Raw genomic sequence first — 22,076 nt, 5'->3', positions numbered from 1 at the left:
GACGATGCGTCTCGACGCGGGGGGCCTCGCAGTCCCCAGCGCAACCATCGTAGGCGGCGCTCCTGACAATGTGCTGTGAGGTATGGGTACGAGTCCTCGCGCGCAGCACATCGGGCGCCCGCACGAAGCGAGCGCCCGATGCGAGCGCGGACGAACCTGCGCGGCGTCAGGTCAGACGGAGCAGCCCGTAATCGAATGCATGGCGGCGGTAGACCACCGACGGCAGATCCGATTCCTTGTCGTGGAAGAGGAAGAAGTCGTGACCGACCAGTTCCATCTCGTAGAGCGCGTCGTCGACGGTCATCGGTACCGCCGAGTGCTCCTTGATGCGCACGACCGTGCCGGGACCCTCCACTGCGGGCTCGTCGGCGACGGGTGCGGAGTCGACGGGCGCCGTGTCGGCTTCCTCGATCAACGCTGCGGTGGCCTCGGCGACGGATACCGGACGCTTCTCGCCGTAGTGCACCTTGCGGCGGTCCTTGGTACGTCGGAGGCGACTCTCGAGCTTGGTCGTGGCGGACTCGAGCGCCGCGTAGAAGCTGTCCGCGCAGGCCTCGGCGCGGACGACGGGACCCTTACCGCGCGCGGTGATCTCGACTCGCTGGCAACTCTTGGACTGTCGACGGTTGCGTTCGTGGAACAGCTCGACGTCGAACAGGTGGATGGTGGGATCGAAGCGCTCGAGACGAGCCAGCTTCTGGGAGACGTAGAGGCGGAAGTGTTCGGGGATCTCGACGTTGCGGCCCTTGACGACGACTTCGGCCGTGGGCTCGTCGCCGGCGCTGCTGTCGGTCGTGTCGATCGTCGGCGCATCGTCGAAGTAGACGAAATCCGAAGAGGTGTCGGTGGTGTCGGTGCGGTCGGCGGCATTCTGGTCCGGGACGTTGCCGTGCGCTTCTCGTGGGTGGGCGTGCACCCGATGCGTGCTGGTGTGTGCAGTCGTCGCTGGTGACGTGGTCGTCATACGTACCTCCCGATAAGAGGCTGCGCCGAATTGTCTTCGCGCGCAGCGGAAGAACGGTGACACCGGAGCGTGGACCGCCCGGCGCCGAGTGGTGAGGCATCACCTCCCAACCCGCATCTCGCGCTCTCGGATCGCTGCTTCGAACGTGGCCCTGACCGTAGTCGCTCCCCCATTGCTCTGCCACCGTTCATACGATATTCACGGCACCTTTTCAGACTCGTCGTCCGCGGCGGTCGATCACCCGACGGCGGCGACGACGAGCACCGCGTCGACCCGGGCGCCGACCCGCCTCAGCGCGGCGACCGATTCCGCGGCGGTGGTCCCGGTAGTCAGCACGTCGTCGACGAGAACGACCCCGGTTCGCGCCGGGTCGCCCGGCAGTGACCTCCACGCGCCGATGCGGCCACCCAGGTTCTCGGCGCGCTCCCGTGCGGACAGACCGACGGAATCCCGGACCCGCCCGTCGACACGCAGGATCGGTGCCACCGTCACCACCTCAGGAACCAACACCGCGGCAGCGGCACGGCAGAACCGTGTCACGGGGTCACCTCCGCGCAGACGCGCGGCACGGCGTCGTGACGGCGCCGGCACCAACGTCAGCGGGCTCAGTTCGTGCGGGTCGATCTCACCCTCCGAGCGGAGCCACCGCGTCGCCCCGGCGAGAGCAGTACCGAGCGGCTCCACCAGCGCCCGAGCGCCCTTCTCCTTGACCGCGACGACGGCGTGCCGACGGACACCGGAATACGGACCGAGAGCCCAGCACGGCACGCCCGGGTCGACGCGAGGGTGCACGCGCACGGGCGGATGCGCCGTCGCCGCACGACAGGCGGCGCACCACCAGGTGTCGGGGCGGCCGCATCCCCCGCATTCGCGGGGCAGGACCAGATCGAGCAGCGACGTCAGCACGGGCTCACAGTGCTCCGGGGGTACGACACCACGGCCGTGCCGACCGTTCAGCCGGGCAGGACGGGCACCGATTTCGTCCCGGTCAGACCGGGGACCTCACGCCAGTACCGATCGCTCGCGGGGTCGCTGTCGTCGATCTGGAACACCGCGCGGGAGTCGGCCACGAACGTGCTCGATGCCGACGCGTCGACCGCGACCACCGGTGCCGTGAGATTGCGGCTGGGGAGCCCGTCGAGGCGCGACCCGTCGACCGCGACCTGGACGATGGGAATGTCCGTCGCGGCACGCGCCACCACGACGGTGTCACCCGTGCTCCAGTCGAGCGACAGTGCGGCACTGGCGAGTCCGCTGGCCACGGCCTCGGGTTCGCGCAGCGAGAACGTGCCGTCCGCACGGCGGACGACCACTGCGACGTACACCGCACCGTCGACGATCATCGCCGCCCGGACACCGTCCCGAGAGAGACGCAGTTCGGTGATCTGACCGCCCAACTCGGCGATCTCGGTGGAATCGACGTCCACCACCGACACCTGTCCCGTGGCCGGATCGCGTACCGCTCGCTTGACGACGGCTCCGTCCACGACCGCCCATACGGCGTCCTTGTCCGGACCCCAGGTGGGTCGGGTGATGGATCCGCCCTCGGCCACCGGGAACGCGTTTCCGCCGTAGGAGCCGATCAGCAGCGCGTCGGGGGGTTGGGGTGCCGCGCGACCCGTGTCGGACACCGCGGCAACCAAGGTCCCGTCGCTGGACAGAGCGATGGACCGCATGTTGTTGACGGTGCCGAAGTATCCGGGAACCGGTGTCACGCCGTCGGTTCCGATGCGGACCAGCCCTCCGTTGCGCAAGGCGTGCAGTCCCACGTCGGCTCCCGCCACCGCGAGCGGATCGAAGTCGGACACCTCCGCCGTGGTCCACCCGTCGGGGTAGGCAGGGTCGAGTGGCGCCCCGTCGACGAGAAGGACGTAGGGCCCGGACACTTCGGCTTCGGCGAGGGTCCAGATCATCTGCGCCGCCAGGAGTTCGCGGGTGGCGCGGTCCAGCGCACCGGCCCCGCGGAAGTCGATCCGCACACCGCCGAGGCCGATACCGACGGCACTGGTACGGCCGTCCGCCTTGGTGATCGCGCCGGCGGTGGTGACGCCGTTCAGCACGTTGCGCACGGCCGGTTCGAGCGAGAGTCGCGGTCCTGCCTGCAGCAGTGCGGTCAGAGTCTCCGTCATGCGGTCCTGCGTGGTGTTGACCCACCGCTGGTCCGGCACCAGCGACGTTCCCGTGGGGTCGACGAAGTACAGGGACTTGCGCTGATAGGAGTTGAGGAACTGGGTGCGGTCCATGACCACGCCGGACGGCAGGTCGTCGATCCTCCACTCCCCGTCGACACGGGCCAGCGTCACCTGCGTCTCGAAGGATCCCTGTTCCGCGCGGTACTGACCGCCCTGATCCAGCTGACCCACCCGGTTGGCCCGGATCGTGTACTGGGCCGCGTCGCTCGACCGGGAATCCTCCAGCACGTCGACCTTGTCGACGACGATCGCGCTCGCGCCGTCGTTCCACTCCGACGCAGCATCGGTGGTGAGGAACTGTCGCGCTCCCGCATGGTCGTCCGCCGGATCGGTGCTGGCCTTGACGAAGTCCCGGACCAGCAGATTGGGTTCGCGACCGGTCGCGGGAACCGGCAGCTCGTCGGCGACGGGACCCCGTGCCACGGTGCCGATGGCCTGCGGCGCCGACGACGCCGGGAGCGAGGCGCAACCCGACACCAGGAGTGCCAGCACGGCTGCCAGGACCACCGCCGCGGCGGGCGCGCGAGACGGCCTCATGTCGTCCGCTCCCCGGCGGAGGCTCCCACACCCGTGGGACGCGCGGCAGGAATGGGCTGGCCCTGGGCGTAGCGCTTGGTCGTCGGTCGCAGCGGAAGTGGGCTGGACACCACCTTGCGTCCGCGGACGCGCGGAATGGTGAAGCGGAAGTACGCGCCCCGGCCCGGTTCTCCCCACGCTTCGAGCTTGCCGTCGTGCAATCGGGCGTCCTCCAGGCTGATCGCCAGTCCCAGACCGGTACCGCCGGACCGCCGCACGCGGGAGGGGTCGGACCGCCAGAAACGGTTGAAGACCAGCTTCTCCTCGCCCGGCCGTAATCCGACGCCCTGGTCGCGGACGACGAACGCCACCGCGTCGTCGTCGGCCCGCAGCCGCAGCAGCACCGGCTTGCCCTCGCCGTGGTCCAGCGCGTTGGCCAGCAGGTTACGGAGGACGCGCTCGACGCGGCGTGGGTCGACCTCGGCCATGACGGCGGTGTCCGGCATGTCGATGATGACTTCCGTGCCGGTGTCCTTGGCCAGGTGGCGGACGGTCGACACCGCGGCACGCGCACACATGCGCACGTCCAACAGTTCCGACGCGAGTTCCGCGACGCCGGCGTCGTGACGGGAGATCTCGAGCAGGTCGTTGAGGAGCGTCTCGAATCGGTCGAGCTCGGCCACCAAGAGTTCGGACGATCGCTTGAGCAACGGGTCCAGACTCTCGCTCGCGTCGTGGATCAGCTCGGCCGCCATCCGGACCGTCGTCAACGGAGTGCGGAGTTCGTGCGAGACGTCGGAGGTGAACTGTCGCTGTAGGTTTCCGAACTCCTCGAGCTGCGTGATCTGTTTGGACAGGCTCTCGGCCATCTCGTTGAAGGACATGGCGAGGCGAGCGATGTCGTCCTCGCCGCGCACGGGCATCCGTTCCTTCAGCCGCCCGTCCGCGAACCGGACGGCGATGCGGGACGCCGATCTGATGGGCACCACCACCTGGCGTGCCACCAGCATCGAGATCGCGGCGAGCAACACCATCAACGCGGCGCCGCCGAGCAGCAGTGTGCCGCGGACCAACGCGAGACTGCGGTCCTCGCCGGCGAGCGGGAACACCAGATACAGCTCCAGGGTGGACAGGTCCGATGCGGTCGGGCTGCCCACGATCAGCGCGGGTCCGGAGTAGCCGTCCGGCTCGGACACCGTCGCGTACTGGTAGCTCACCTGCCCGGCCTGCACGAAGGAGCGCAGGGTCAGCGGGATCTGATCCGCGGGTCCGGTCGACGACTCCCCGCGGGCCCCGTCACCGGGCACGATCAGAACCGGATCGAACGTGCCGGCGGAACTGCTGTCCGCGCCGCTCTCCGTGTCGCGGCTGGTCAGGCCGGATCGCGCCAGTTCGAGCCGGTTCGACAGCGACGTGGAGTCGTCACCCGCGAGCTGACTCTCCACGGACCCACGCGCACGGTCGAGTTCCTTGGTGGCGGCCTCGATCTTGGTGTCCAGCAGTCGGTCGGTGATCTGACTCGTCAGGACGACACCGAGGACAGTGATGACGATCAGAGACAGCGTCAGCGTCGAGACGACGACGCGCAGCTGGAGCGAGCGACGCCATGCGTGCCCGGCAGCCGCCCACATGGACCGGGACCATCTCACCAGGGGTGAGAAGGTTCCGTTGATGCGGCGGCGGGAGCGAGAGGTGAAGATCACCGACGCTCACGCCCCCGAACGTGCGGTGATCACGGTGGGCCGGCCTTGTAGCCGACGCCGCGGACCGTCAGGACGACCTCGGGATTCTCGGGGTCGGTCTCCACCTTGGCGCGCAGGCGCTGGACGTGGACGTTGACCAGCCGGGTATCGGCAGCATGGCGGTAACCCCACACCTGTTCGAGCAGCACCTCGCGGGTGAACACCTGACGGGGCTTGCGTGCGAGGGCGACCAGCAGGTCGAACTCGAGAGGGGTCAGCGATATGAGGACACCGTCGCGCGTCACCTTGTGCGCCGGCACGTCGATCACGACGTCGCCGATCGACAGCAGCTCGGCCGGTTCTTCCTCGGTCCGTCGGAGCCGGGCTCGCACCCGTGCCACCAGCTCCTTCGGCTTGAAGGGCTTCATGATGTAGTCGTCCGCACCCGATTCGAGCCCGAGCACCACGTCGACCGTGTCGGTCTTCGCCGTCAGCATCACGATGGGAACGCCGGAGTCCGCGCGCAGAACCCGGCACACGTCGATGCCGTTCATGCCGGGAAGCATGAGGTCGAGCAGGACGAGATCGGGGCGGTTCTCGCGGACAGCGGCGAGTGCTTGCGTGCCGTCTCCCACCACGAACGGCTCGAATCCCTCGCCCCGAAGGACGATGGTGAGCATCTCGGCCAGAGCCGTGTCGTCGTCGACAACCAGAATTCGTGGCTTCATGGCGACTATCGTGACATCCCGTCGTACTCGGCAGTCTGATTGAGAAGGTCGGCGGCGAGTCTCGGGGTGTCGAGCGTGTCGCCGTCGGCCTGCGCGCCGTTCACGACGAACCACGGTGACACCCACGACGCGGCCGCCAGTCCGGCGTATACGGCCGCGGTCCGCGACTGCAGACCGCTGTCGCGCTCGTACACGTCTCGCGCGCGGGACGGGTCCTGCTGCTCCCTACCCTTCGCGCGTTCCTCCGCCACGTCGACAGGTACGTCGAGAAGTATCTGGGCGGTCGGCGTCGGCAGGAGGAGTCGATCGAACTCCAGCGCGCGTACCCACTCGACCATGTCCCCGTCGGCGTCCTGATGTACGCGAGCTGCCGAGTAGGCGGCGTTCGAGGCGACGTAGCGATCGAGCAGAACGACGTCGTGACGGTGCAGCATCCGACGGAGGTCGGATGCTGCACCGGCACGGTCCAACGCGAAGAGGACAGCCATCGAGTTCACACCGGCGGCGAGATCACCGTGCTCGCCGGCGAGGGCTTCCGCTGCCAGATCGGCGTGGATGGACTCGCCGTACCGCGGAAACGCGACACGGACGGCGTCGATCCCGGCGGCCTCCCAGGCACGCGTCAGCGCCGACGACAGCGTGAATTTGCCTGCGCCGTCGACACCTTCGATCGCGATGAGTACACCCATCGACCCGGTTACCGCCTGTCCTGCTCGGTGAGACGACTCAGTAGCGGTAGTGCTCGGGCTTGTACGGCCCTTCCACGTCCACACCGATGTACTCGGCCTGCTCCTTCGACAGCTTGGTCAGCTGTCCACCGAGCGCCTCGACGTGGATCTTGGCGACCTTCTCGTCGAGGTGCTTGGGAAGGCGGTAGACCTCGTTGTCGTACTCGTCCGGCTTGGTCCACAGCTCGATCTGAGCGATGACCTGGTTGGAGAAGCTGTTGCTCATGACGAAGGACGGGTGGCCGGTGGCGTTACCCAGGTTCAGCAGACGACCCTCCGACAGCACGACGATCGACTTGCCACTGGAGAAGATCCACTGGTCGACCTGCGGCTTGATGTTGATGCGCGTCGATCCGGACCGCTCGAGGCCGGCCATGTCGATCTCGTTGTCGAAGTGGCCGATGTTGCCGAGAATGGCCTTGTCCTTCATCGACCGCATGTGCTCGAGCGTGATGATGTCCTTGTTGCCCGTCGCGGTGATGACGATGTCGGCGTTGCCGATGGCCTCGTCGACCGTGACGACGTCGTAGCCGTCCATCAGCGCCTGGAGCGCGTTGATCGGATCGACCTCGGTGACCTGGACGCGGGCGCCCTGGCCGGCCAGCGACTCGGCGCTGCCCTTGCCCACGTCGCCGTAACCGCAGATGAGAACCTTCTTGCCACCGATCAGGACGTCGGTGCCGCGGTTGATGCCGTCGATCAGCGAGTGGCGGGTGCCGTAGGTGTTGTCGAACTTGCTCTTGGTGACCGAGTCGTTGACGTTGATCGCGGGGAACGTGAGCTCTCCGGCGGCAGCGAACTGGTACAGGCGCAGAACGCCCGTGGTGGTCTCCTCGGTGACACCCTTGACGGAGTCGGCGATGCTCGTCCACTTGGTGGCGTCCTGCGCGAGCGACTCACGCAGCAGGCCGAGGAACACCTTGTACTCGTCGGAGTCGTGGTCCTCGTCGACGGGAGGCACGACGCCGGCCTTCTCGAACTGCGCACCGCGCAGCACGAGCATCGTGGCGTCTCCACCGTCATCCAGGATCATGTTGGCGTGGCGGGGGGTGCCGTCCTCGGCCACCGGCCAGGTCAACATCTTCTCCGCGGCCCACCAGTACTCGGCCAGCGACTCGCCCTTCCAGGCGAAGACCGGGATTCCCTGCGGATCCTCGGGCGTGCCGTGCGGACCGACGACGATCGCGGCGGCTGCGTGATCCTGGGTCGAGAAGATGTTGCACGACGCCCAGCGGACCTCCGCTCCGAGCGAGACGAGCGTCTCGATGAGCACGGCGGTCTGGACCGTCATGTGCAAGGAACCCGAGACGCGGGCGCCCTTGAGCGGTTGGACGTCGGCGTACTCACGACGCAGGGACATCAGGCCGGGCATCTCGTGCTCGGCGAGCCCGATCTCCTTGCGCCCGTACTCGGCCAGTGAAAGATCTGCGACCTTGAACTCGATGCCGCCGCGGATATCTGCCTGCGGCGCCTCGGTGGTTGTGGATGTCGTCATTATGTAATGCCACTCCTGTCGGCTGGTGATCACCGTCCAGGCTATCGGCTCACCGTCCCCGGTGCGTGTGTCGGGGGTTGGCGATCAGGCCGCGTCGGCCCTGGAGGGGATGGATGCCAGCAGTCTCTCCAGACCCGCTCGGTCGTGCGGACGGAGGTTCGCACGGGTGATGTCACCGTCGTAGTGCGCGAGGACACGGGGATCCATGACCCGCCTCCACAGCGGGGGCACCATCGCCAGCACCACCATCGTCGCGTAGCCGGCGGGGAGCTGAGGCGACTCGTCGAACGTCCGGAGCGTCTGGAAACGGCGTCCCGGATTGGCGTGATGGTCGCTGTGTCGCTGCAGGTGGTAGAGGAAGATGTTGGTGACGATGCGATCGCTGTTCCAGCTGTGCCGGGGAGCGCATCGCTCGTACCGGCCCCGCGCCGTGCGCTCGCGCAGCAGACCGTAGTGCTCGACGTAGTTGACCGACTCCAGCGTCAGGATGCCGACGAGTCCCTGCAACAGGAGGAACGGCACCACCGTCGGGCCGAAGACGGCGACCAGTGCGGCGACGAGGACGACCGACAACGCCCAGGCGTTGAGGACGTTGTTGCGGATCGACCACGGCCCGACGCCTTTACGCGCGAGTCGCGAGCGTTCGAGTTCCCAGGCGGACGACACCGCGCCGCTGATGCTGCGAGGGAAAAAGCGGTACAGCGACTCGCCGAGGCGCGCGCTGGCCGGATCCTCCGGGGTGGCGACACGGGCGTGGTGGCCGCGGTTGTGCTCGACGTAGAAGTGTCCGTAGAAACTCTGCGCGAGCGCGATCTTGGCCAGGCGACGCTCCCCCGTCTCCACCCGATGCCCCAGTTCGTGGGCTGCGTTGATGCCGATGCCGGCCACCAGCCCGACGCTCACGGCGTACCCGATCTTGTCCACAGCCGACAACGACCCGAAGGCGACGAGGTAGCAGGCGACGACGAGCCCCGCGTACTGCACCGGGAGGAACATGAACGTGCACCAACGGTAGAAGCGGTCGCCCTGCATGTCGTGGACGTCCGACTCCGGCGGGTTCGCACCGTCCTCACCGCCGATGATGTCCATCACCGGGATGGCGACGAAGAACAGCATCGCCCCGCTCCACCAGAACGCGGAGATACCTGTGTGCAGCACCAGTTGGGACGGAAGCAGTGCGGAAGCAGGGGCAAGCATTCCCAGTAGCCAGAGCAACTTCTTGGGATCGTGCCACCGCCGCGACATGCTTCACACTCCTCGACACCCGGATTCGGAACGCTTCGGGGCCGGAGGCTCTGCGCAGTCACCGACACGAACATCGGTGCCGACGAAACAAACCTCTCGACCTGAATCCGAGTGTAGATCAAGTTCGAGGTCGGGAGTGCAGTCTCCGTTCGTGATATCGGTTCGTGATCGGCGAATTATTTGGTGATCATCGACTGTCATCCGCGCGCTGCCGGGCTCCGAGCACGGAGTGACGACGGCTGTAGGCGAAATACACCGCGATTCCGAGCACCATCCACACGACGAACCGCAGCCACGTCTCGACCGAGAGGTTGAGCATCAGCCACAGGCACGCGAGAACCGCCAGAACGGGAACCAGGGGTACCAGCGGGACGCGGAAACCGCGCTCGAGATCAGGGCGAGTGCGACGGAGCACGACCACGCCGATCGACACCAGGACGAACGCGAACAACGTTCCGATGTTGACCATCTCCTCCAACGTCCCGATGGGGAAGAAGGCCGCGAGGATTCCCACGACGACACCGACGACGACGGTGATGCGTACCGGCGTTCCGCGCTTGCCCGTCTTCGCCAGGCGGCGCGGCATCAGGCCGTCGCGGGACATGGCGAACAGCACTCGGGACTGGCCGAGCATGAGCACCATGACGACCGTTGTCAGGCCGGCCAACGCGCCGAACGAGATGATCTTCTGCGCCCAGGTGATGCCGTTGAGTTCGAAGGCGGTGGCCAATGTGGCGCTCTCACCTGCCAACTCGGTGTAGTTCACCATTCCGGTGAGCACCAGGGTGACCGCGACGTACAGGACGGTCACGATCAGCAGTGAACCCAGGATTCCGCGGGGCAGCGCCTTCTGCGGGTTCTCGGCCTCCTCGGCCGTCGTGGCCACCACGTCGAAGCCGATGAAGGCGAAGAACACCAGACTTGCCGCTGCCAGCAGTCCGTACCACCCGAAGTTGCTGCCGCCGGCGCCGGTCAGAGCGGAGAAGAGCGACTGGGTCAGGCCCGACTCCTTCTCCGCGGGCACGGCCGGGGGAATGTACGGCGAGTAGTTCGCAGCCTTGATGTAGAAGGCACCGACCACGACGATCAGCAGCACCACCCCGACCTTGACGGCGGTGATGACCAGCGACACCCGCGAGGACAGCTTCACACCCGTCGCCAACAGGACGGTGAGCACGATGACGATGAGCAGTGCACCCCAGTCGACGTCGATCCCGCCGACCGAGACCACGGGCGACGAGGTGCCCAGTACCTCACCGAGGTAGAGGGACCATCCCTTGGCGACGACGGCCGATGCGAGGGCGAACTCGAGGATGAGGTCCCACCCGATGATCCAGGCGACGAACTCCCCGAAGGTCGCGTACGAGAACGTGTACGCGCTGCCGGCGACGGGGACCGTCGACGCGAACTCCGCGTAGCAGAGGGCGGCCAGACCGCAGGCCACCGCGGCGAACACGAAGGCGAGCGAGACCGACGGTCCCGCGACGTTGCCGGCGGTCCGCGCGGTCAGCGTGAAGATGCCGGCGCCGACGGCGACCGCGACTCCGAAGACCGTCAGATCCCACGACGACAGGCTCTTCCGGAGTTTGGTGTCCGGCTCGTCCGTGTCGCGCATCGACTGCTCGATGGATTTGGTCCTGCGAAGGCCCGTGCGACGCGCACTCTGCGCATCCTTGCCGTCGATACTCACCGTCGGATCTCCTCACGTCACGCCCGCGTCGATCGACGACGCTCGTCGCGCCATCGTGACACGCGAGGACTACCCGGATGCGCGCTATCGACGCGTGTCGTGCGAGGTTCGCCCGTATCAGCGACCGACGCCGGCGACGAACACTCGCGCGGAATCGCTGATCGCACATAGCGACGGATCGGGATCCGAGGCCGCGATCCACACGGCGCTCCCCCGTTCCATGATCAGAACGGTGTCGCCGGAGGAGATCTGGACACGGCCGTCGACGCAGAGCACGATCCGCGGAGCCGGGTCGCCCGCGTGCCCCAGTACCCGCGGTCGTCCGCCGTCCGTCGTCGCGGTGAATCCGATGGCGATCAGCGCGAATTCCGGTGCAGGAGTGGGGTAGAGAACTGTGCCGTCGTCCCCGGTCTCGGACTCGAGAATCGGTGATGTTAGCGGTTCGAAGTCGAGCACCCGCAGCAGTTCCGGCACGTCGACGTGCTTGGGGGTCAATCCCCCGCGCAGGACGTTGTCCGAGTTGGCCATGATCTCGACGGCCGTTCCGCGGAGGTACGCGTGCAGGTTCCCGGCATCGAGGTACAGGGCCTCACCCGGCTGCAGCGTCACCCGGTTGAGGAGCAGGGCTGCCAACACACCCGCGTCCCCGGGGTAGTACTCACCGAGTTCCAGCACCGTCCGCAATTCGGGAACGAACGTCCGGTCACCGGTGTCGTCCGCTCGCTCCAGCGCCCGCACGCAGGCGTCGATGACAGCGGGCAACAGCGTGTCCAAGGCGCGCTGCGGCAACGTGATCCACGAGGTGAACAGCGTTCGGAGCCCGCTCGCATCGGGCTGCCCGTCCAGCATGTCGGTGTACGGCCGCAGTTCGTCCGCGCCGATCAGACGGAACAATTCCACGGTCTTCGACGGAGTCCTGAAGCCCGCGAGCGCATCGAATTCGGTGAGCGCGACCACCAGTTCGGGCTTGTGGCTGGCGTCGCGGTAATTGCGCGTCGGCGCGTCCACCGGCACTCCGGCCGCGTTCTCTCGGCGGAAACCCTCGCGTGCCTGATCGAGCGACGGGTGGGCCTGCAGGGACAACGGCTCCTCGGCTGCCAGAAACTTCACCAGGAACGGCAGCCGGTCACCGAATCGGTCCACCACTGTCGGGCCGAGCAGCGAACCGGGATCCGAATCGATGGCGTCGAGCAGCGACACCGCTCCGCCCGGGGTGCGCAGCTGGGCGGGATCGCCCGGGTGCGCGCCGAACCACATCTCCGCTTCGGGATGACGTGTGGGCGCCGGAACCCCGCGGAGTTCGGCGAGTGCCGTGCGCGACCCCCATGCGTAGGACCGTGCTGCTCCGTCGAGAAGGTTCACCGACCACCGCCTGTCATCCGTGGGACGTTCGATCGTCCACCCATCAGTTACCGCCGGAGAGCTGCAGATACGCCGCAGCCGCCTCGATACGTACCGCGAGGACCAGTGCGCGCCGCAGTACGGTTCCTACCGGCGTCGACGGTTCGGTCGCCGCCGGTCGCCGATCGCCGGACATCTCGTCGTCGACGCGCGCGCCCACGTCGTCGGCCCGCACCACGTCGACTTCGCCGAGCACCGCGACGCGGCGTCTGACGGAGCTGTCGTCGGCGTCGGTGGACACGGCGAAGATTCGGACCGGGTCGGCCGGGCGTGGCCCGTCCAGCTGGTCGTCGTGGAAGAGCGGGTCGTACTCCGCGGAGCGTTCCGTCGGCGCGTCACCGCCCACTCGCCCGAGATCGTGAACCACCCCGACGGCGTCCGAGAGCTCGGACGCTGCGGCCACCACACCCGCCACCCGGAGCAGAACAGCTGCCCCGTGCCGCGCGACGTCGGCTGCGACGACGTCGTCGCCGGTCAGCAGTACACGTCGCCCCGCCATTCGCGACGCCAGGCCCTTGGCCGGGTTCTGGAACACCTCGACCGATGCGTGATGACGCATCGTCTCGGCGTCGACCGCGTCGGCGACGGCGTCGAGGTCACCGATCGACGACGCCGGATCGACCGCTGCCAGGACCGCCGCCATGACGGCGACGTAGCGGGGAAACGTGTTCCGGTCGAGAACCCGCACCCGTGGCGGCAGGGAGACCACGCGGCCGGCGCCGGCATCGGCGACCGGTCCCTCGTCGGGCGCCGCGACGACGACCTCGGCGCGCCGACGGACACCGGCGCCGATGGAGACTGCCAGGGACGGGTCACCGGCGTCGTCACCCGCGACGACGACCACGTCGAGAGGCCCGACCCACGGGGGCGTCACCGGAACCCGCACGACCGGCACTCCCGCCGTGGGGGCGACGACCGTCATGATCAATGCCGCCGCGCGGCGAGCCGGACCGGACGCCGCCACGAGAACCACACTGCGTGGCCTCAATCCGTCGAGACGGACGAGCGCGCCCTCGGCGACCGCTGCCGCGGTGGCGCGGATCTGAGCGCCGGCCAGCGCGGCCGAATGGAGCGCGCCGAGCGAATCGGCGGCCAGTACCGCATCAGCGTCGTCGAGATCGACGTGTACCGACGGTGCAGTCATGGACACCTCACCTGCCTCTCGAGAACCGTCCCACCACTATGACAGTCGATCCGCATCACGCGCGGACGATGCTCAGGATCTCCGTGGTCAGGCGGTCGACATCCTCGTCCGTGCGCGCTTCCACATTGAGGCGCAGAAGGGGTTCCGTGTTCGACGAACGCAGGCTGAACCACGCTGCGTCTCCCAGATCGATCGTCACACCGTCGAGCTCGTCCACCGCGACCGTGCGATCGGCGAACGCCTCGACGACGGCCGCAGTCCGCCCCGCTGCGTCCGCGACGGTCGAATTGATCTCTCCCGACGCCGAATACACCTCGTACTTGCTCATCAGTTCCGACAGCGGCCGATCCTGCGTACCCAACGCGGCGAGGACGTGGAGGGCGGCCAGCATGCCCGAGTCGGCACCCCAGAAGTCGCGGAAGTAGTAGTGAGCGGAGTGCTCTCCACCGAAGACCGCACCCGTCTCGGCCATGAGCGCCTTGATGAACGAATGTCCGACGCGTGTCCGCACCGCGGTGCCGCCGAGTCGCTCGACGAGCTCGGGGACCGAGCGTGAGGTGATCAGGTTGTGGATGATCGTCGATTCCGGGTGCTTCGCGAGTTCCCGCTCGGCCACCAGTGCCGTGATCGCCGACGGCGACACGGGCTCGCCGCGCTCGTCCACCACGAAGCATCGGTCGGCGTCGCCGTCGAAGGCGAGTCCGATGTCGGCGCCGGTCTCCCGCACGAACTTCTGTAGATCGACGAGGTTGGCCGGCTCGAGCGGATTGGCCTCGTGGTTGGGGAACGTGCCGTCCAGCTCGAAGAAGAGGGGATGCACCGTGACGGGCGTCGGTGTCAACACCGCCGGAACGGTGTGCCCGCCCATGCCGTTGCCCGCATCGACGGCCACCGACAGTGAGCGGATTCCGGAGATGTCGACGAGTTCGCGCACGAAGGTCGCGTAATCCTCGAGGACGTCCTGCTCGGTGACCGATCCGATGTCACCGTCGTAGGACGGCACACCGTGCACCACGCCCTCGGAGATGGTCGCCAGACCGGAATCCTGTCCGACCGGCTTCGCGCCGGCGCGGCAGAGCTTGATCCCGTTGTACTTCGCGGGGTTGTGGCTCGCCGTGAACATGGCGCCGGGGCAGTCCATGATTCCCGATGCGTAGTACAGCTGGTCCGTGGAGGCCAGACCGATGAGGACGACGTCGAGACCCTGTGCGCAGACACCCTGAGCGAAGGCGGCCGACAGCGTCGGCGACGAGTCACGCATGTCGTGTCCGACGACGACGCGTCCGGACACTCCTTCCTCACGGATCAGTCGCGCGAATGCAGCGCCGACATCGGAGACGAACGCCTCGTCGATCTGTTCACCGACGACACCACGGACGTCGTACGCCTTGATGACGCTGTGAACCAGGTCAGCTGGTCTGGCCACTACACACTCCTGCAACTTCGGACGTACCGGACGGATTCGACGACGGCAGAACTGTCGTCGCCTCGTTGGAGCCTAGTGCCACAGGCTCTCTCGCGAGGTGTCGTCCGTACCCGTCGCGAGAGTCAGTTCTGCGGATCGGGCAGAACGCGCAGGTGCCCTCGGCGACCGGTACGTGCAGTCGGTGCAGAGGGGAGGTCGGAACCGGGCGCGGAGTCGGCAACCGCTCCGCGTCGCGTCGGCAGCGTGGCCGGACGCCGTCGTGAACCGGCTTCGCGAACAGCTTCGGCGAGAGCCGTCAGATCGTCGTCGTCGGGACTCGAGGGAGAGAATCCACCTTCGTAGCGCACCATCTCCCACCCCTTGGGGGCAGTGGTGGACACTCCGTGTACCTCGCACAGGTCCCACGAGTGGGGTTCCTCCACTGTGGCGAGGGGGCCGACGACGGCCGTGGAATCGGAGTAGACGTACGTCAACGTCGCAACGGCCGGTCTGTTACATCCCGGTCGGCAGCATCCCCGCACAGCTCTCACACACCGAACCTTAGCGCCCGGTGATCGGTCGGTTGCGCCGACACGCCACTGATGCTTCCGTCGCGCCCGGCCGTACCATGATCGCCGTGACGTCCACCGGATCAGCCTCGTCCCGCAACGGTAGGCCCAGCCGCCCGTCGACGTCGCGGTCCGCGGCACGACGCGGACGCGGCATGCGCGGAACCCTTCTCCCCGAGTCTGTCCCTGCCCGCAAGTCGCGTGCGGAGAAGTTCGACGCCGCTGTACTCGATGCGTTCGCCGAGATCGATCGGAAGTGGCACGACCGCCTGGTCAAACTCGACATCGCTGTCGACGATGTGCCGAAGATCCGAGCCGTCGACCCGGAATCGGTGAACTGGCCGCCGGAGGTCGTGGCCGAAGGACCGGTGCCGCTGTCGCGACTCGTCCCCGCGGGAGTGGACACGCGGGGGGCGACGACACGGGCGAGAATCGTGCTGTTCCGACGCCCGTTGGAGCGACGAGCACACACGTCGCTTGAGCTGACGGACTTGGTTCACGACGTTCTCGTGGAGCAGGTCGCGACGTACCTCGGCGTCACCCCCGAGGTCGTGGATCCCGACCCCGAGGAGAGCTGAGCGAGCGGCTCAGACGATGCCGCGCTTGAGGCGTCGACGCTCACGCTCGGACAGGCCGCCCCAGATGCCGAAGCGCTCGTCGTGGGCCAGTGCGTAGTCGAGGCAGTCGTCCTTGACCTCGCAGCCGAGGCAGATCCGCTTGGCCTCGCGGGTGGAGCCGCCCTTCTCGGGGAAGAACGCCTCCGGATCCGTCTGAGCGCACAGTGCGCGTTCCTGCCACTGCTCCTCGAGGGAGTCCGCATCGTCGAGCACCAGGCTGAGATGCTGTGCGGGAGCGGGCATCCCGAGGCTGGTGAGCGGAGGGTCGACCTCGCGGTCGGGACCCTCGATCGGCTCGATGGTCTCGTAGTCGGCGTCGGCATTCTCGGGGTCCTGGACCTCGAGACGGTCGACGACGGAATCCCCACGACCGAAGTCCTGGTGTTGTTCAGGCATCACTTCCGCCTCCTCACCTGTTCGAGCGCAGTTGTTGTCGGTCATTTGTGTCGATGATCGACCGTGAAGCCGGATCGAAGAGCGAGTCGCCGTGACACCCGGACGGAACGAGGATCGAGGACCCCGCCGTCGCCATGGGAACACGTGTTCGAACGATGGTTCGCTGCAAGCGATTCCGCCGTCCGAACCGGTAATGACATGACTGTGATTAGACACGCCGCGGTGTGTCGCGGTCAAGCGGACGGGACTTTCTGCAATACCATCCGATTCCCCGTTCTCCCGGAAGGCGACGTGCGTACGGTGTTTCGCGTCGGATGCACCGTGCCGGGCCCGGCGAGGCCACGCCCGGCGAAATCCCCGGCGGTCGCCACAGCCTAGGCTCGAGAACCATGAAGGTGACTGTGGTGGTGGGCGGCGTCGGCGGCGCACGATTCCTCCAGGGCGTACGGGCATTTCTCGGCGACGACGGCGACGTGACGGCGGTGGTCAACGTCGGAGACGACGTGTGGATGCACGGCCTTCGCATCACACCGGATCTCGACACCTGCATGTACACCCTCGGCGACGGCATCGATACCGACCGCGGGTGGGGTCGTCGCAACGAGACCTGGAGTGTCAAGGAGGAACTCGCCGCGTACGGAGCTCAGCCCGACTGGTTCGGACTGGGCGACCGCGACATCGCGACCCACCTCATCCGTACTCGCATGCTCCGCACCGGGTATCCGTTGTCGGCCGTGGTCGAAGCACTCTGTGACCGGTGGTCGCCGGGTGTCCGCCTCATCCCGGTCACCGACGATCGCAGTGAGACACACGTCGTCATCACCGATCCGGAGGACGGCACCGACAAGGCAGTCCATTTCCAGGAATGGTGGGTCCGTCACCGAGCCGCTGTGACCACTCACAGTTTCGCGTACGTCGGCGCCGACAAGGCGACTCCGGCAGAGGGCGTGCTCGAGGCCATCGAGACGGCCGACGTCGTGATTCTCGCGCCGTCCAACCCTGTGGTCAGCATCGGAGCCGTTCTGGCCGTGCCGGGAATCCGCTCGGCGTTGCGCACGACCTCCGCCAAGGTGGTCGGCCTCTCCCCCGTCATCGACGGCAAACCTCTCCGAGGAATGGCCGACGAATGCCTCAGCGTCATCGGTGTCGAGACGACCGCGGAAGCGATCGGTCGGCACTACGGCGCACGATCGGCGGCCGGCATCCTGGACGCCTGGTTGATCCACGAGACCGACACTGCCGACGTCCCCGGCGTCGACGTCCGCGCGGTGCCGCTGCTGATGACGGAACCGTCCGTGACGGCGAAGATGGTCGAGGCCGCACTCGACGCCGCGGGTGTTCTGTGACGACACCCGGCGATCACGCGCCCGGCGGTTCCCTCGAGATCGTTCCCGTCGCGGGGCTGCCCGAGTTCCGTCCCGGCGACGATCTCGTCGCGGCCCTGACCACGGCGGCTCCGTGGCTCGTGGACGGCGACGTCCTCGTGGTCACCAGCAAGATCCTGTCCAAGGTCGAGGGACGCCTCGTGTCCGCACCGGTGGACGCCGAGGAGCGAGATGCCCTCAGACGCAAGCTGGTCGAGCAGGAGGCCGTCCGTGTCCTGGCACAGCGTGGGCGCACGCTCATCACGGAGAACAAGCTCGGCATCGTGCAAGCGGCCTCCGGCATCGACGGATCCAACGTGGCCACCTCCGAACTCGCGCTGCTGCCCGAGGACCCGGACGCATCGGCGCGCGCTCTGCGCGACGGAGTCCTGCGCACGCTCGGCGTCCGCGTCGCCGTCGTCGTCACGGACACCATGGGTCGAGCCTGGCGCAACGGACAGACCGACAACGCCATCGGATCCGCCGGCCTGCCCGTGCTGCACAAGTACGCCGGCGGCCGCGACAGCCAGGGCAACGATCTGCTGGTGACCGAGGTCGCTCTCGCCGACGAACTCGCCTCTGCCGGTGACCTGGTCAAGGGGAAGCTCGGCTCCGTTCCCGTCGCCGTGGTCCGAGGACTCGACATGGTCGACGACGGGTCGTCGGCACGTGACCTGGTCCGCCCCGGCGAGGACGATCTGTTCTGGCTCGGTACCGAGGAGGCGTGGCGTCGCGGCGCGATCGGCGCGGTGTCCGCTCGACGCTCCGTTCGCGACTTCGATTCCGCACCGGTGGATCCCGTGACCGTCGATGCGGCCGTGACCGATGCGCTCAGCGCGCCCGCACCCCACCACTCGCACCCGATGCGGTACGTCGCGGTGCGAACGCCCTCGGTGCGCACGGCACTTCTCGACGCGATGGCGGCACGGTGGCGCGAGGATCTCGAGCGGGACGGGAAGAGTGCGGAGTCCGTCGCGGCTCGGCTGGCCCGGGGCGATCTCCTGCGCGATGCCCCGGAACTACTGCTCGCGTTCGTCGTCCTCGAGGACGCGCACGACTATCCGGATGCCGAGCGCAGCGCTGCGGAGGCGACGATGTTCACGGTCGCGGCCGGGGCATCGGTCCAGGCCCTGCTGGTCTCGCTCGCCGCCCGCGGCCTCGGAAGTTGCTGGGTCGGTTCCACGATCTTCGCCGCGGATGTCGTGCGGACGCAGCTGGGACTGCCCGACGAGTGGCAGCCGGCCGGTGCGATCGCCGTCGGCCATCCTCGGACGGCGCCGGCTCCTCGCGCCTCCACCACACCCGGCGCCGCGCTCGTGGTGCTGTGACCGAGCGAACGAGCGCGCCCGGGACCCTGCACGGGTCCGCCGTGGACATCCTCCGCACGTGGGACACCGACGATCCCCACGACGACACCATGCGGCACACCATGCTCGCGTTCCTCGACAGCGCACCCAAGGGGTGCCTACGGGAGAACGTAGCCGGACACATCACGGCGTCGGCACTTGTCCTCGATCGGGACGGGTGCCACGTGCTCCTGACACTGCACCCGCGGGTCGGTCGTTGGCTGCAGCTGGGCGGCCACTGCGAACCCGAGGACGCGACCGTGCGGGACGCCGCGTTGCGGGAAGCGCGGGAGGAGAGCGGCGTCGAGGACCTGATTCTCGAACCCGAGTTGCTGTCCATCCACACGCACCCGATCACGTGTTCGCTGGGTGTACCCACCCGTCATCTCGACCTGCGGTTCGTGGTCCGCGCAGCCAACGACGCTCACATCGTGCGCAGCGCGGAATCGAACGATCTCCGCTGGTGGCCCGTCGACGACCTCCCGGACGGGGAGGAAGGCGCCGAGCGAGAGGTGTTGCGCGAGATGATCACTCGCGCCGAACGACGCCGCTAGACGTCGGTCGAGAAGCGGACGCCGCCGTCGGGAAGGGTGACTCCCGGCCACACCCGTGCACCACGCAGCAGTTCGCAGCGGGCGCCGATGTTCGCGCCGTCGCCGATGACAGCGTCGCGCACCAGTGCCCGCGGTCCGATACGAGCGCCGAAGCCGAGAATCGACCGTTCGACGACGGCCCCGGCTTCCACGCGGGCACCGTCGAACAGCACGGCGCCGTCCAGACGTGCCCCGGCACCCACCTCGGCGCCGCGGCCGACGACGGTCCCGCCGATCAACAGTGCGCCGGGCGCCACTCCTGCGCCCGGATGCACCAACGACTCACCTCGGGGGCCGTCGAGCGCAGGCGACGGCGCGATGCCGCGGACGAGGTCGGCGGATCCCTTGACGAAGTCCTCGGGCGTACCCATGTCGCGCCAGTAGGCCGCGTCGACGTGTCCGAACACGCGCTTGTCGTCGGCGAGGAGTGCGGGGAAGACTTCCCTCTCGACCGAGACGGGCCGGTCGGACGGAATGCCCTCGATGATCTCGCGCGTGAAGACGTAGCAGCCGGCATTGATCTGATCGGTGGGCGGATCCTGGGTCTTCTCCAGGAACGCGGTGACGCGTCCGTTCTCGTCCGTGGGGACGCAACCGAACGCGCGGGGGTCACCGACCCGGACGAGGTGCAGGGTCACGTCGGCCTCGGTCGTGCGATGAGTGTCCAGCACGCCGCGAAGATCCGTGCCGCCCAGGACGTCTCCGTTGAAGACCATCACGTTGTCGGCGCGCAGACGCGGAAGGACGTTCCGGATACCGCCGCCGGTTCCCATCGGCTCTTCCTCGAACACGTACTCCAGCTCGAGGCCGAGCCCGCTCCCGTCTCCGAAATACTCCTCGAAGACCTCGGCCTTGAACGACGTCCCGAGCACTACGTGGTCGATTCCTGCCGACTTGATACGCGCCAACAGGTGCGTCAGGAACGGCAGACCCGCGGTGGGCAGCATGGGCTTGGGTGCGGAGAGAGTCAACGGCCGCAGTCGCGTGCCCTTTCCTCCCACCAGGACAACGGCATCTGTCGCCGAACCGGTCATCTCGTATGGCCTTCCCTGTTGACACGAACGTGGATCTTCGACCGACACATCTTGGACCGACACCGGGGTGGCGACGGCGGAGAAACGCTCAGGCGTCGTCGCGAGTGCGCAATGCAGCCGCCACGACCACCTTCGAACGCACCGCAAGACCCGCACGGAGTGTCCATCGGAGTGGAGCTTGCCACTTCCGGGGGTGGCGGTCTGCTTGGAAGCGGTACGCGCTCTCGTGGTGTGCGGGCAACATCGACTCGGGATGGCGCCCCGCTGCGTGACCCTTCGCGTGCGTCACGACGGCGCTGGGGACGTACACGTTCTGCCAACCGGCCTTGCCCAGCCGGTCGCCGAGGTCGACGTCCTCCATGTACATGAAGTACCGCGAGTCGAACCCGTTCACCGAGTCGTACGCAGCGCGTCGGAGCAGCAGGCACGACCCCGACAGCCATCCGACGGAACGCTCGCTGACTTCCTCGGTGTCCTGCCGGTAGCGCTGCGTCCAGGGATTGGCGGGCCAGACGCCGCCGAGCACGGCGTGCAGTGACCCGGACGTCAGATCGGGAACGCGTCGGGCCGACGGATACCGCGAGCCGTCCGGTTCGAGGATCAGCGGACCCAGCGACCCTGCGCGGGGCCAGCGCTCCGCAGCGTCGAGGAGCGCGTCGATCGACCCCGGCGAGAACGACACGTCGGGATTGACCACCATGACGAACTCGATCGAAGGATCGATCTCCGCGACAGCACGATTGGCGGCGCCGCCGTAGCCGATGTTCTCACCGGTGCGGAACAACGTGACGTTCTCGTACGCCGACGCAGCGGCCTCGGGCGTGCCGTCGGTGGAACCGTTGTCGGCGAGAATCACCGTCACCGGCCGCGTCGTCGCCGCGGTCAGGGACTCGAGGAACGTCTGCAGATGCTCACCGGGCGAATAGGTCACCGTCACGACGGCCAGGGGCGCACTCACGCCGGTCAC

At 67.8% G+C, this 22,076-nt stretch carries 20 protein-coding genes; 4 read left to right on the top strand and 16 right to left on the bottom strand.

The window, feature by feature from the left end:
• Positions 1-166 precede the first annotated feature (166 nt).
• The 13 genes from hpf to RU01_RS04105 all read right to left on the bottom strand — a co-directional run bounded on the left by hpf (position 167) and on the right by RU01_RS04105 (position 15,741).
• Positions 167-964 (bottom strand): ribosome hibernation-promoting factor, HPF/YfiA family, encoded by a 798-nt coding sequence (gene hpf, locus RU01_RS04165; protein WP_082042869.1) that lies wholly within the window; start codon positions 962-964, stop codon positions 167-169.
• A gap of 237 nt (positions 965-1,201) precedes the next feature.
• Positions 1,202-1,870 carry a ComF family protein gene (locus RU01_RS04160; protein WP_042573232.1) on the bottom strand — a complete coding sequence of 223 codons (669 nt, stop codon included), beginning with the start codon at positions 1,868-1,870 and terminating at the stop codon, positions 1,202-1,204.
• A gap of 47 nt (positions 1,871-1,917) precedes the next feature.
• Positions 1,918-3,693, bottom strand: coding sequence for an MtrAB system accessory lipoprotein LpqB (gene lpqB, locus RU01_RS04155; protein WP_042573231.1), 1,776 nt, complete (start codon positions 3,691-3,693; stop codon positions 1,918-1,920).
• A complete protein-coding gene (gene mtrB, locus RU01_RS04150) occupies positions 3,690-5,303 on the bottom strand; it encodes an MtrAB system histidine kinase MtrB (protein ID WP_442970448.1) in 1,614 nt (537 codons plus the stop codon). Before mtrB ends, lpqB begins: the two co-directional genes overlap by 4 nt.
• 101 nt (positions 5,304-5,404) lie before the next feature.
• Positions 5,405-6,082, bottom strand: a complete 678-nt coding sequence (gene mtrA / locus RU01_RS04145) for an MtrAB system response regulator MtrA (protein WP_042573229.1) — start codon at positions 6,080-6,082, stop codon at positions 5,405-5,407.
• Positions 6,083-6,087: 5 nt separating this feature from the next.
• Positions 6,088-6,771 (bottom strand): dTMP kinase, encoded by a 684-nt coding sequence (locus RU01_RS04140; protein ID WP_042573228.1) that lies wholly within the window; start codon positions 6,769-6,771, stop codon positions 6,088-6,090.
• Positions 6,772-6,808: 37 nt separating this feature from the next.
• Positions 6,809-8,305 carry an adenosylhomocysteinase gene (gene ahcY / locus RU01_RS04135; RefSeq protein WP_042573227.1) on the bottom strand — a complete coding sequence of 499 codons (1,497 nt, stop codon included), beginning with the start codon at positions 8,303-8,305 and terminating at the stop codon, positions 6,809-6,811.
• Positions 8,306-8,389: 84 nt separating this feature from the next.
• Positions 8,390-9,550, bottom strand: a complete 1,161-nt coding sequence (locus tag RU01_RS04130; RefSeq protein WP_042573226.1) for an alkane 1-monooxygenase — start codon at positions 9,548-9,550, stop codon at positions 8,390-8,392.
• A 187-nt stretch (positions 9,551-9,737) separates the two neighbouring features.
• Positions 9,738-11,165 carry an amino acid permease gene (locus RU01_RS04125; RefSeq protein ID WP_082042895.1) on the bottom strand — a complete coding sequence of 476 codons (1,428 nt, stop codon included), beginning with the start codon at positions 11,163-11,165 and terminating at the stop codon, positions 9,738-9,740.
• A 192-nt stretch (positions 11,166-11,357) separates the two neighbouring features.
• A complete protein-coding gene (gene manA / locus RU01_RS04120) occupies positions 11,358-12,602 on the bottom strand; it encodes a mannose-6-phosphate isomerase, class I (protein WP_042573224.1) in 1,245 nt (414 codons plus the stop codon).
• 43 nt (positions 12,603-12,645) lie between these two features.
• The gene (locus tag RU01_RS04115) at positions 12,646-13,785 is read right to left on the bottom strand and encodes a hypothetical protein (RefSeq protein ID WP_042573377.1); all 1,140 of its coding nucleotides are present in this window, start codon (positions 13,783-13,785) and stop codon (positions 12,646-12,648) included.
• A gap of 55 nt (positions 13,786-13,840) precedes the next feature.
• Entirely contained in the window at positions 13,841-15,211 is a 1,371-nt protein-coding gene (locus RU01_RS04110; RefSeq protein ID WP_042573223.1) for a phosphomannomutase/phosphoglucomutase, read from the bottom strand.
• A gap of 122 nt (positions 15,212-15,333) precedes the next feature.
• Positions 15,334-15,741: a DUF3499 domain-containing protein gene (locus RU01_RS04105; RefSeq protein WP_197074681.1), complete on the bottom strand. Its 408-nt coding sequence runs from the start codon at positions 15,739-15,741 to the stop codon at positions 15,334-15,336.
• Positions 15,742-15,914: 173 nt separating this feature from the next.
• Between RU01_RS04105 and RU01_RS04100 the strand changes: the two genes are divergently transcribed.
• The gene (locus tag RU01_RS04100; RefSeq protein WP_231568599.1) at positions 15,915-16,337 is read left to right on the top strand and encodes a metallopeptidase family protein; all 423 of its coding nucleotides are present in this window, start codon (positions 15,915-15,917) and stop codon (positions 16,335-16,337) included.
• A 9-nt stretch (positions 16,338-16,346) separates the two neighbouring features.
• Here the strand turns inward: RU01_RS04100 and RU01_RS04095 are convergent, their stop codons facing one another.
• Positions 16,347-16,619: a WhiB family transcriptional regulator gene (locus tag RU01_RS04095; RefSeq protein ID WP_042573376.1), complete on the bottom strand. Its 273-nt coding sequence runs from the start codon at positions 16,617-16,619 to the stop codon at positions 16,347-16,349.
• A gap of 542 nt (positions 16,620-17,161) precedes the next feature.
• On the opposite strand from RU01_RS04095, the gene cofD reads away from it, so the two are divergent.
• Genes cofD through RU01_RS04080 form a run of 3 tightly spaced genes read left to right on the top strand, consistent with a single transcriptional unit; the run spans position 17,162 to position 20,036 of the window.
• Entirely contained in the window at positions 17,162-18,118 is a 957-nt protein-coding gene (cofD, locus tag RU01_RS23310; protein ID WP_042573220.1) for a 2-phospho-L-lactate transferase, read from the top strand.
• Positions 18,115-19,464, top strand: a complete 1,350-nt coding sequence (locus tag RU01_RS04085; RefSeq protein WP_042573219.1) for a coenzyme F420-0:L-glutamate ligase — start codon at positions 18,115-18,117, stop codon at positions 19,462-19,464. Before cofD ends, RU01_RS04085 begins: the two co-directional genes overlap by 4 nt.
• Positions 19,461-20,036, top strand: coding sequence for an NUDIX hydrolase (locus tag RU01_RS04080; RefSeq protein WP_042573218.1), 576 nt, complete (start codon positions 19,461-19,463; stop codon positions 20,034-20,036). Before RU01_RS04085 ends, RU01_RS04080 begins: the two co-directional genes overlap by 4 nt.
• Here RU01_RS04080 and RU01_RS04075 read toward each other — a convergent pair.
• Positions 20,033-21,109 carry a sugar phosphate nucleotidyltransferase gene (locus RU01_RS04075; protein ID WP_042573217.1) on the bottom strand — a complete coding sequence of 359 codons (1,077 nt, stop codon included), beginning with the start codon at positions 21,107-21,109 and terminating at the stop codon, positions 20,033-20,035. The two genes, RU01_RS04080 and RU01_RS04075, sit on opposite strands and share 4 nt — an antisense overlap.
• 88 nt (positions 21,110-21,197) lie before the next feature.
• The gene (locus RU01_RS04070) at positions 21,198-22,067 is read right to left on the bottom strand and encodes a glycosyltransferase family 2 protein (RefSeq protein WP_042573375.1); all 870 of its coding nucleotides are present in this window, start codon (positions 22,065-22,067) and stop codon (positions 21,198-21,200) included.
• Positions 22,068-22,076 lie beyond the last annotated feature (9 nt).

The sequence above is a fragment of the Rhodococcus sp. MEB064 genome (genome assembly GCF_000834565.1).
Lineage (GTDB): Bacteria > Actinomycetota > Actinomycetes > Mycobacteriales > Mycobacteriaceae > Rhodococcoides.
Note: the sequence above shows the minus strand (reverse complement) of the source record. Positions and strands in the feature narration are given on the sequence as shown.